We start from the raw sequence: 10,787 nt of genomic DNA, 5'->3' as shown, positions 1-10,787 counted from the left end.
TCCGCGTTGCCGCGGATCTTCGTCGCGGCGCGCCCAGGTGCCGAGGCGGCGGCGATCGCGCCCATCATTCTCAAGGCGCTGTTCCATCTGACGAGCCGCCCGGCTGCCTTGAGCGATACCGAACTGCCGTCGATCATGATGATGGACGGTCCGACCAGCGAACGCATGGTCGAGCCCTGGATACGGTACCTGCGGGGGCTGGGCGTCGACGTATGCTTCGACCTGCGCGTTGACGATGTCGAGTTCGAGCGCGGCCGGGCCTCGGCCCTGGTATCGGCCGACGGCCGCCGGATCCCTTGCGACTACGCGATTCTCGCGCTGCCGTACCTGACACTGTGTCAGATGGCCAGCAAAGAGCATGTCGCGCAACGTATTCCGCACCTAGCAGAGTCGCACGCCATCGCACTGGAGTCGTCCAACGGAATCCAGTGCTTCCTGCGCGACATCCCGGCATCCTGGCCCTCCTTCATGCGGCCCGGAGTCCCGGCGAGCCATGTCGACAGCGAGTGGTCGCTGGTCTGCGTCATCCAGGGCGAGGGCTTCTGGCGCAACGTGCGGCTCCCGGAGGGAACAAAGTACGTGCTGTCGATGACCTGGAGCGATGTCGACAAACCGGGCCGAATCTTTCACCGTCCGTTGAGCGAGTGCAGTCCGGAGGAGATTCTGGCCGAATGCCTGGCGCAATGCGGGCTGGACGGGTCGGAGATCTCTGGGTGGCGGATCGACTACGAGCTGGAGCACGTAAGCGAGTCCGACTACCGGGCGGCCACGCTGCCACCGCATCTCGCCTATCCGCCGGCGGCGGGCCGGCGGATGGTGAATCTGTCGCCGCTGACCATTCTGATGCCGGGCGCCCGCAAGCGATCGCCGCGCGTTTGCACCGAGGTGCCCAACCTCTACCTCGCCGGTGAGGCCACCTACTCGACCGATCTCACCTTCTTCGTTCCCACCATGGAGAAGGCGGCCAGCTCGGGTTATCTTGCTGCGCAGGCGATCTTGGCAGACACGAAGGCGAGTGGCCGCGCGCAGATCGAGATTCGCGATCCGTTGCCTTTCGCGTTTCTTCGCCGGGTGGACCAATGGCTCTGGAACCGCCGGGCCGCCGGGGCGGAGATCAGGCAAGCCTTGCCCGTACACACACCGTGACGTAAGGCAGCACCGACCCCCGACGGAGTACGCCAGCGCCGGGTCGGCTGGGCACGCCGCCGCGCAGTGCTAATCAGCCCATCGTGCGATTTTCCCATCTCGACGCACCGCGGCCCGGTTCAAGGTCGGTAGCCCCGACTACATCACGCGGTGTCCGGAGTTGCCGGTCGCGCAGTAGTGGTGAGAGCGCGACGCGGTGGAGATTCCACGTGGCGCAGACGGTGTGAGCGTTCTCGGCGGCGGGTGTCTCCGTGCTGGCTTGGAAGGTGATCCAGGTCACCTCCTTGGGCCAGCTGTCTTGTCATTCACATGCGGCCTCTCTCGGTGGCGAGGCAATCCCTCCCCGAATACGATTCCAAAATCATTACGGAAGACATTATTGCAGTAGGGGAGTTTATGCCATGCCGATCATCGCCTGGGGTGCGGGTTGCGCTGGCTGGTGGCTGCACCAGTGTTGGATGCGGCTATTCCCACGCTGGAAAGCCAATTCGTGGATGTACCGGCTCCTGGTTCCCGCTCGGCCAGTCGGCCGTACGAATCAAGAGGGGCATCTCTGGGTGTAGTAGTCGCCCAATTTCCTAGTCACACAAGCAATTCGGTGGCGCGGCACAGTGCTGGAAGCACTGTGCCCGCCGGGTAATGCCTAAGTCCACCCGTGCCAGGGGCGTCGCGGGAGTTGGTTAAGGAGACATCAATAATGCTGATGAATTTTGCGATGCTGCCGCCGGAGGTCAATTCAGCGCGGATGTACACCGGGCCGGGTTCTACCTCGATGTGGGCGGCCTCGGTGAGTTGGTACGAGGTGAGTGCGGGATTGCACTCGGCGGCCGAGACCTATGGATCGGTGGTCACGGACCTGGCCACCTGGCAATGGCAGGGCCCGACGGCGGGATTGATGGTGGCCGCTGTACTGCCCTACATCGAGTGGCTCAAGACGACCGCGGCGCTGGCGGGACAGGCCGCGGCGCAGGCTTCGGCGGCAGCCATCGCGTTCGAGGAGGCATTCGCGATGACGGTGCCGCCGCCGGTTGTCGCGGCCAATCGCGCGGAGCTTGCGTCGCTGATCGCGACGAACTTCTTCGGGCAGAACACGTCGGCGATCGCTGCCAACGAGGCTCTCTACTCGGAGATGTGGGCAACGGACACCGGCGCAATGGTCAATTACGGCCAGGCCTCGGCTGCCGCGACTGTGTTGACGCCCTTCTACTCGCCGCAACGTGTCGCCAATCCTGCAGGTTTGCAGGCGCAGAGCGCTGGCGCAGCCAACGCGGCCACTATGGTCGGCGTCGGCGCCAACTGGCTTGGGACTCTGGTGGAAGAGCTGGCGATGGCGATCGCACCGTTCGTGCCGGAACTTGCAGCTCCGCTGTATGCGATCGGGGAGCTGATCAACGCGATACCCTTCCCCTCCTTCCTTGCGGACGATTTCACGATCATGGATGGCCTCTTGGCGTTCTACGCGACGATCAATTCGATACAGAACATCACCTCAATGGGTACCGGGCTGATCGGCGCCGAGCAGAACCTGGGCCTACTGCCTGACGTCGGCGCTGCCGTGGCGGAGGCCGTGCCGGGCGAGCTCGGTCCGCTGCCGTTCGCAGCCTTGGGCCAAGCTGGTGCCCTAGAGTCGGGGTTGGGGGAGGTAGCAGCGGCTTTCCGCGGCGCCGGTTCGATCGGGCAGATGTCGGTGCCACCCACCTGGGCTGCGCCGGCGGCGAGCACAGTCAAGGCCTTTGAAGCCACCCCGATGACGACCTTGCCAACCGTCGAAGCCGCTGCAGCCGGGGCTCCCGGGTTTCCCGGGATGCCGATGACGGCAACTGGGCGCGGCGGCGTGGTACCCCGATACGGGGTCAGGCTCAGTGTCATGTCGCGCCCGCTCTCAGGCGGATAGCCGGAGACCGCACGGTGGCGAGCCAGGGCACCCGATGCCCACCGCGCGGCTGAAACCGCCGGGCCGGTGCGCGGCAACTCAGGACAGCGTTGCCCGTACACACACCGTGACGTACGGCAGCGCCAACCCGGCCGAGTTCGCCAGCGCGGGGTGGGTGGCCAGCAACTCGCGGACCTTGTCCAGGGTCTGGCTGCGTACCTCGGCGGGGGAGTTGATGCAGTACGTCCGCGAGGCCACCAGATCAATAAGGGCCTGCGGCGTAAGATAATTCGTCCACTCCACCTGGTGGCGTTGCACGTCGGCGAACGGTTCGGGCAGCGTCGCGCGGTCCCGCAGCGGATCGTCGTCGCGGCCGATGATCTCACCGAGCTCGCGCACCCAGCCCAGCCGTTCGTCGCGGGTGTTCCACACCAGGCCCAGCCGTCCGCCCGGTCGCAGGACCCGCGCCACCTCCGGAATCGCGCGGGCCGGGTCCACCCAGTGCCATGCCTGGGCCACCAGTACCGCGTCGACGCTGTTGTCTGGCAACGGAATCTCTTCGGCAGTCCCGAGCAGCGCCCGGGTATCGGGCAGCGAGGCCGTCAGCACTTCAAGCATTTCGGGAACCGGATCGACGGCCACCACGTCCAGTCCGCGTTCGACCAGGCGGGTGGTCAGCTTGCCGGTGCCCGCACCGAGGTCGAGCACCTGGCGCGCGCCGGCCGGCAGCAACCAGTCGATGGCGTCGGGGGGATAGGTCGGGCGGCCACGCTCGTAGGCGGCCGCCGCCGAACCGAACGACAGGGAGCGGTCACGCCTGGAGCGAGTCACCGCGGACACGCGCCTTGCGCCTGAGCCAGGTCGAGGGTCTCGCGGATCAGCACGCCCACGGCATCGGATTCCACCAGGAAGCCGTCGTGCCCGCAGACCGACTTGACCACCCGCACCCCGGCGCAACCCGGCAGCAGCTCGGCCAGCTCGTCCTGCAGGCGCAACGGGTAGAGCCGGTCGGAGCTCACCCCGCCGACCACGGCCGGGACCGGGCACCTGGTCAGCGCCGCGTGCAGCCCCCCGCGGCCGCGACCGACGTCGTGGCTGTTGAGCGCCTCGGTCAGGGCCACGTAGCTGCCTGCATCGAAGCGGGCCAGCAGCTTGTCGCCCTGGTGCTCCAAATAACTCTGCACCGCATAGCGGCCGCCGGCCGTCGGGTCCTCGCCGCCCTGCGGGTCGTTGCCGAAACGGCGGTCGAGTTCGACCTCACCCCGGTAGGTCAGGTGCGCGATGCGGCGCGCGATCCGCAACCCGTCATCGGGTGAGCGCCCGGTTTCGTAGTAGTCGCCGCCCTGCCAGTTCGGATCGGCCTTGATGGCTGCGATCTGCGTGGTCTGGGTGCCGAGCTGATCGCCGGTGGCGCGGGCACCGACCGCCAGCAGCAGCCCGGCCCGCACCCGTTCCGGGTGACCGACCATCCACTCCAGAGCCCGGGCACCCCCCATGGACCCGCCAACGACCGCGGCCACCTGGGTTATTCCCAGTGCGGCCAGCGCGGCGAGGTCGGCCTCCACCTGGTCGCGCACGGTGATCTGGGGAAACCTTGAGCCGTAAGGCTTTCCGTCGCGGGCCAGTGAACTGGGCCCGGTGGATCCGCGGCAACCGCCGAGCACGTTGGTGGCCACCGCGCACCAGCGGTCGGTGTCGATGGGTGCGCCGGGCCCGGCCACCCCGTCCCACCAACCCGGGGTCGGGTGCCCGGGGCCCGCCGGCCCGGTGATGTGCGAGTCGCCGGTCAGCGCGTGCAGCACCATGACGACGTTGTCGCGTGCCGGCGACAGCTCGCCCCAGCGCTGCACGGCGATGTGGACATCGTCGATCACCGCACCGCTTTCCAGCCGCATTGAGCCGATGTCGACGACGCCGATTTCGCCCTCACCGGGCAGCGTCTGGGTGGGCACGTCGGAGATCGTCATCTCAGGTCTCCTCAGAAGGCCGCCACGGTCTGCGGATCGCTCGTCTTAGAGGCGCTATATACCCCGGCCGCAGCAAAACCAAGCTCCAGGTCGGCCAGGATGTCATCGATCCCCTCGATGCCGACAGCCAGCCGCACCAGGCCGGGAGTGACCCCGGTGGCCAGCTGTTCGGCCGGGCTGAGCTGAGCGTGGGTGGTCGACGCCGGGTGGATCACCAGCGAGCGCACGTCCCCGATGTTGGCGACGTGGCTGTGCAACCGCAGCGCGTCGACGAAAGCCTTGCCGGCCTCCACCCCCCCGGCCAGCTCGAAGGCCAGTACGGCGCCGGTGCCCTTGGGCGCCAGCCGCTTCGCCCGCTCGTGCCACGGGGAGCTGGGCAGCCCCGCGTAGTTGACCGACAGCACGTCCGCGCGGGCTTCCAGGAACTCGGCGACCCGCTGCGCGTTGGCCACATGCCGCTCGATCCGCAGGCTGAGCGTCTCCAGACCCTGGGCCACCAGGAACGCATTGAACGGCGACGCCGCCGAGCCCAGGTCGCGCAGGAGCTGCACGCGGGCCTTGAGCGCGAACGCGGGCGGTCCCAGCTCCGCGTACACCACGCCGTGGTAACTGGGGTCGGGGGTGGTGAAGCCGGGGAAGCGGCCCTGAGTCCAGTCGAAGGTGCCGCCGTCGACGATCACCCCGGCGATGGCCGAGCCGTGCCCGCCCAGGTACTTGGTGGCCGAGTGGATCACCACGTCGGCGCCCTGGGCCAGCGGCTGGATCAGGTAGGGCGTGGCGATGGTGTTGTCGACGATCAGCGGCACCCCGTTGCGGTGCGCGACCTCGGATACCCCGGGGGTGTCGAGGATGTCGATCTGCGGGTTCGAGATGGTCTCGGCGAAGAACGCCTTGGTGTTGGGCCGGACTTCGGCCTGCCAGGAGTCGAGGTCGTCCGGGTCTTCCACGAAGCTGACCTCGATGCCGAGTTTGGCCAGCGAATAGTGGAACAGGTTGTAGGTGCCGCCGTACAGGCGTGGGCTGGACACGATGTGGTCACCGGAGCCGGCGACATTGAGGATCGCGAAAGTTTCGGCCGCCTGGCCCGAGGAGAGGAACAACGCGGCCACCCCACCCTCGAGGGCGGCGATGCGCTGCTCGACCACGTCGGTGGTCGGGTTGCCGATCCTGGTGTAGATGTTGCCCGGTTCGGCCAGCGAGAACAGCGCCGCGGCGTGCGCGACGTTGTCGAACGTGTACGACGTGGTCTGGTAGATCGGCAGGGCACGCGCGTTGGTCGTCGGGTCCGGCCGCTGGCCGGCGTGAATCTGCTTGGTCTCAAACGACCACTGCGCGGTCGGATCGTTGTCGTTGTTGTTCTCGGAACTCACTCTGGTCGCTTTCTGCTCTGGAAACGGCGGTTAGCAAAGAAAGGCACAGCGGACAGAGCCGTATGAGTCAGGAAGATGCGCATCACGTTCCCTGTCAGCTCAGGGGTCCGTTGACGGCGGACCCGCGCTTGCCGCGTAGCCGCTGGGACTACTCAACCTGGTCATCACCCGGGGCACCCCACCGCGGTTGGAGGGTTGCCGGCCAGCAAGCCGGGGCTTGACGCTGGCGCTCATGACCGATTCGCAGCTTATCGTATGGCGGTTGTTCCCTGCCAATTCGGCAGCGCCGCCGACGTGTCTGCGGCGCCGGGTCAGCCGGCGGGTGGTTCGAGAGCTTGCACCGGTGGCGAGACTTCCTCGAGGAATTCCAGGATCACTTCGGTGACACGTCCCGGTGCCTCGAACATGGGCACATGGCCGACGTCCTCCAGCACGCTGAACTGGTGGTCGTCGGGCAGATGGTGGCGGAAGTGCTTGCTGAACCGGGGCGAGGGGACGATCCGGTCTTTGGTGCAGATCACCAGGTGGGCCGGGACGGCGTTCTCCGCGAGTTCCTGCAGCCCGGGCATCATCAGCGCCTTGAGCAAGAGCTGGAAGTAGGCCGGACAGTGGGCGACGTCGTCGATGATGACGCTGAGTTCGCGCTCGCTGACCCCTTCGGGTTTCGCGCTGATCGCGTAGGTGGCCAACGGCCGGCTGAACGGCAGGCGCAACACCCGCGGCCCGAACAACCAGGCGAACACCAGCAACGGAATGCCCAGGATGAATTTGGCGATCACCTCGAACTTGGCCGGGCTCCACCGCGTCCAGCCGCCGGCCGGGGCGATTCCGGTGACGCTGCGTGCGCGCCCGCGTCGTTCCAACTCGAACGCGACCCACCCACCCAGCGAATTGCCGACAATGTGCGCGGTTTCCCAGCCGAGTTCGTCCATCTGCCGTTCGACGTGGTCGGCCAGCACCGACGACGACAGGAACCACGTGCCGGCGCGCGGACCTCCGTTGTGACTGGCCATGGTCGGTGCGAATACCTCGTAGCGGCCGGTGTCGGCCAGCTGGCGGGCGACCACCTCCCATACCGTCTGAGACATCAGGAACGGGTGCAGCAGCAACACCGGCTCGGCCGAGCCGTCTGTGGGGCCGAGGTGGATAGGCTCCCGGGTGGCGCCCGCCGGTGACGGTCTACGCAGACGTCGCATGAATCCGACAGTAAATGCGGTACCGCCGGTACCGCAAGCTGCCCCTGGCCGTGGTCGCTCGTGTCCGCCTCGCCGAGCGTGAAGCTGGCTTCACTCTCGACGTCGAACGTGACGCTGGCTTCACGTTCGGGCCGTGCGGGCGCCGTGAAAAGATCGGGGCATCATGAGCACCCCTACCCCAACCCGCCGGATCTTCTCCGGTGTGCAGCCCACCTCGGACTCGCTTCACCTCGGCAACGCGCTGGGCGCGGTCGCCCAGTGGGTGGGGCTGCAGGACGGATACGAGGCGTTCTTCTGCGTCGTCGACCTGCACGCCATCACCATCCCGCAGGACCCGGAAGCGCTGCGGCGCCGCACCCTGATCACCGCCGCCCAATACCTGGCACTGGGCATCGACCCCGGCAGCGCCACGATCTTCGTGCAGAGCCACGTACCCGCACACAGCCAGCTGGCCTGGGTGTTGGGCTGCTTCACCGGCTTCGGTCAGGCCTCGCGCATGACGCAGTTCAAGGACAAGTCGATCAAGCAGGGCGCCGATTCCACCACCGTCGGCCTGTTCACCTACCCGGTGCTGCAGGCCGCGGACGTGCTGGCCTACGACACCGACCTGGTGCCGGTGGGGGAGGACCAGCGCCAGCACCTGGAGTTGGCGCGCGACATCGCCCAGCGCTTCAACAGTCGCTTCCCCGACACCTTTGTGGTTCCCGACGTGCTGATCCCCAAGGTCACCGCCAAGATCTACGACCTGCAGGACCCCACGTCGAAGATGAGCAAGTCGGCGTCCACCGACGCCGGGCTGATCAGCCTGCTCGACGATCCGGCCCGCTCCGCCAAGAAGATTCGCTCGGCGGTCACCGACAGCGAACGCGAGATCCGCTATGACCCGGTGGCCAAAGCCGGGGTGTCGAACCTGTTGAGCATCCAATCGGCGGTCACCGGCGTCGCCATCGACACCCTGGTCGAGGGCTACGCCGGGCGCGGTTACGGCGACCTCAAGAAGGACACCGCCGACGCCGTCGTCGAATACATCAGCCCGATCAAGGCCCGGGTGGAGGAGCTGACGGCCGACCTCACCGAGCTGGAGACGGTGCTCGCCACCGGCGCGCAGCACGCCAACGATGTCGCCGGCAAAACCCTGCAGCGGGTCTACGACCGGTTGGGCTTCCTTCCGCGAAGGCAATGACTTGACACCGAAGGGCCAGCAAGAGCAGTCCGGGCCGGGCATTGTCGACCGGGTGCGGAGCCGCCACCCGTGGCTGGATCACCTGGTGAGGGCATACTCACGCTTCGCCAAGCAGAAGGGCACCTTCTTCGCGGCGGGCCTCACGTACTACACGATCTTCTCGATATTTCCTTTGCTGATGGTGGGTTTCGCGGCCGCTGGATACGCCCTGGCGAGCCGGCCGGAGCTGCTCAACACCATCGACGGCCGCATCCGGTCGGTGGTATCGGGCGAGCTGGGGCAGCAGTTGGTGGATCTGATCAATTCGGCGGTCGACGCGCGTGCGTCGGTCGGGGTGATCGGGATGGCCACCGCACTGTGGGCGGGTCTGGGCTGGATGTGGCACCTGCGCGAAGCCTTGAGCGAGATGTGGGAACAACACGTCGAGCCCGACGGGTACGTGCGCACCAAGTTGTCCGATCTGGCCGCCATGGCCGGCACCTTCCTGGTGCTCACGGCCACCCTTTCGCTGAGCGCGCTGGGTCAGGCCAGGCCGATGGCCGCCGTGCTGAAATGGCTTCACATACCTGACTATTCGGTGTTCGACGAGATCTTCCGGGGCGTGTCGATAGTGGTCTCGGTGCTGGTGTCCTGGTTGCTGTTCACCTGGATGATCGCCAGGTTGCCGCGGGCGTCGGTGCGCTTCAGCACCTCGGTGCGGGCCGGGTTGATGGCGGGCCTGGGATTCGAGGTGTTCAAGCAGGTGGGTTCGTTCTACCTGCAGACCGTGGTCCGCAGCCCGGCCGGCGCGGCGTTCGGGCCGGTTCTGGGGCTGATGGTCTTCGCGTTCGTGACGTGGTCACTGCTGTTGTTCGCCACCGCCTGGGCAGCGACGGCAGCCCCGGAGGACCCGCGCGACAAGCAGGTCGACCCGCCGCCGCCCGCGGTGATCAGCCCACGGATCGTGGTGGACGAGGGGTTGCGCCCCAAGCAGACGGTGGCCGCAATGGCGGCCGGAGCCGTTGGGGCGCTGACGGTTTCGCGATTCGTCCGCCGGCGGGAACCCCGCTGACGGTTGAAGTCAGCTGTTGATGCCGTTGTTGCCGGCTTCACCGTCGTCGCCATCGGCGCCCCCAGGTGTGGCGCCCAGACCGCCGAAGCCACCGGAGCCGCCGGAGCCGCCGGGTGCGTCGTCACCGTCGCCGCCGTCACCGCCGTTTCCGCCATTCCCGCCGTTCCCACCCCCTGCGCCGCCGGCGATGCCGCCGTCGCCGCCGTCGCCGCCGGTGCCGCCGTCGCCGCCGGCTCCGCCGCCGGCCCCGTTGTTGGTGCCGCCGTTCCCGCCGGCTCCGCCGATACCACCGCTGCCGCCGGCGCCGGCGATGCCGTCAGGTGAGGTGGCGGCGCCGCCGTTGCCGGCATTACCGCCGCCGCCGCCGTGCCCACCGTTTCCGCCGCCGACGCTCACGCCGCCGTCGGAGCCGTTCGCGCCGCTGCCGCCCTTGCCGCCGTCGCCGCCGGTACCGCCGGTGCCGCCGGTGCCCCCGGTGCCGGCCGCGCCGCCATTTCCGCCGTCGCCCGCGCGTCCGCCGTCACCGCCGCTGAAAAAGCCGCCGCCGCCACCGCCGCCGATGCCGCCGCCGCCGCCCTGGCCACCATCGCCACCGTTACCGTTGTTGCCGGTGCTACCGCCGGCGTTGCCGCCGTTGCCGCCGTTGCCGCCGCCGCCGCCTTGCCCGCCCGGTGTGGGGCTCGGGCCTCCGGACCCGGTTGCACCCGCCGACCCGGTACCGCCGTTGCCGCCGTTGCCGCCGTCACCGTCAATGCCCGCGCTGCCGGCGCCGGTTCCTGCCGCCCCGCCGTTGCCGCCGTTGCCGCCGTTGCCGCCGCTGGAGCCGGGGTAGGCACCAGCCAGTCCATCCGCGCCCCTGCCGCCATTACCGCCGTCGCCGTTGGTTCCGGTCGCGTCGGCAGAACCGCCCTGGCCGCCTGAGCCGCCATCCCCGCTTTGACCGAATCCGCCGACTTGGCTGGCTCCGTTGCCGCCCACGCCCGCGGTCCCGCCGGCACCGC

8 protein-coding genes, 1 pseudogene and 1 riboswitch are annotated in these 10,787 nt (G+C 68.2%); of the genes and pseudogenes, 4 read left to right on the top strand and 5 right to left on the bottom strand.

The window, feature by feature from the left end; all coding sequences use genetic code 11:
* Both AC5Y7D_RS30510 and AC5Y7D_RS30505 read left to right on the top strand, forming a co-directional pair.
* On the top strand, positions 1 to 1,146 hold a 1,146-nt coding region (locus AC5Y7D_RS30510; protein WP_499929861.1), incomplete at its 5' end, for an FAD-dependent oxidoreductase.
* Positions 1,147 to 1,843: 697 nt separating this feature from the next.
* Positions 1,844 to 3,040, top strand: coding sequence for a PPE family protein (locus AC5Y7D_RS30505; RefSeq protein ID WP_499929859.1), 1,197 nt, complete (start codon positions 1,844 to 1,846; stop codon positions 3,038 to 3,040).
* Between the two features lie 78 nt (positions 3,041 to 3,118).
* On the opposite strand, the gene AC5Y7D_RS30500 is transcribed toward AC5Y7D_RS30505, so the two are convergent.
* From AC5Y7D_RS30500 to ephH, 4 genes are all read right to left on the bottom strand, one after another.
* Complete coding sequence (locus tag AC5Y7D_RS30500) at positions 3,119 to 3,850, bottom strand: class I SAM-dependent methyltransferase (RefSeq protein WP_499929857.1); 732 nt, start codon at positions 3,848 to 3,850, stop codon at positions 3,119 to 3,121.
* Entirely contained in the window at positions 3,847 to 4,986 is a 1,140-nt protein-coding gene (metX, locus tag AC5Y7D_RS30495; RefSeq protein WP_499929855.1) for a homoserine O-acetyltransferase MetX, read from the bottom strand. Before metX ends, AC5Y7D_RS30500 begins: the two co-directional genes overlap by 4 nt.
* An 11-nt stretch (positions 4,987 to 4,997) precedes the next feature.
* Positions 4,998 to 6,356, bottom strand: a complete 1,359-nt coding sequence (locus tag AC5Y7D_RS30490; protein ID WP_499929853.1) for a bifunctional o-acetylhomoserine/o-acetylserine sulfhydrylase — start codon at positions 6,354 to 6,356, stop codon at positions 4,998 to 5,000.
* A gap of 119 nt (positions 6,357 to 6,475) precedes the next feature.
* A riboswitch (SAM riboswitch) is annotated at positions 6,476 to 6,594 on the bottom strand.
* A gap of 73 nt (positions 6,595 to 6,667) precedes the next feature.
* Positions 6,668 to 7,465, bottom strand: a complete 798-nt coding sequence (gene ephH, locus AC5Y7D_RS30485; RefSeq protein WP_499929863.1) for an epoxide hydrolase EphH — start codon at positions 7,463 to 7,465, stop codon at positions 6,668 to 6,670.
* A 250-nt stretch (positions 7,466 to 7,715) separates the two neighbouring features.
* Here ephH and trpS point away from each other — a divergent pair, with 250 nt between their 5' ends.
* Both trpS and yhjD read left to right on the top strand, forming a co-directional pair.
* Positions 7,716 to 8,735, top strand: coding sequence for a tryptophan--tRNA ligase (gene trpS / locus AC5Y7D_RS30480; protein ID WP_499929851.1), 1,020 nt, complete (start codon positions 7,716 to 7,718; stop codon positions 8,733 to 8,735).
* Between the two features lies 1 nt (position 8,736).
* Entirely contained in the window at positions 8,737 to 9,786 is a 1,050-nt protein-coding gene (gene yhjD / locus AC5Y7D_RS30475; RefSeq protein ID WP_499929850.1) for an inner membrane protein YhjD, read from the top strand.
* A gap of 9 nt (positions 9,787 to 9,795) precedes the next feature.
* On the opposite strand, the pseudogene AC5Y7D_RS30470 reads toward yhjD, so the two are convergent.
* A pseudogene (locus AC5Y7D_RS30470) lies at positions 9,796 to 10,787 on the bottom strand (PE family protein); the annotation flags it as partial.

The organism is Mycobacterium sp. NGS49 (genome assembly GCF_059812565.1).
Note: the sequence above shows the minus strand (reverse complement) of the source record. Positions and strands in the feature narration are given on the sequence as shown.

What these genes read in the sequence shown, in the direction of transcription:
- AC5Y7D_RS30505 (WP_499929859.1), top strand. Translation starts at nt 1,844, where the DNA reads ATGCTGATGAATTTTGCGATGCTGCCGCCGGAGGTCAATTCAGCGCGG.
- metX (WP_499929855.1), bottom strand. Translation starts at nt 4,986, where the DNA reads ATGACGATCTCCGACGTGCCCACCCAGACGCTGCCCGGTGAGGGCGAA.
- trpS (WP_499929851.1), top strand. Translation starts at nt 7,716, where the DNA reads ATGAGCACCCCTACCCCAACCCGCCGGATCTTCTCCGGTGTGCAGCCC.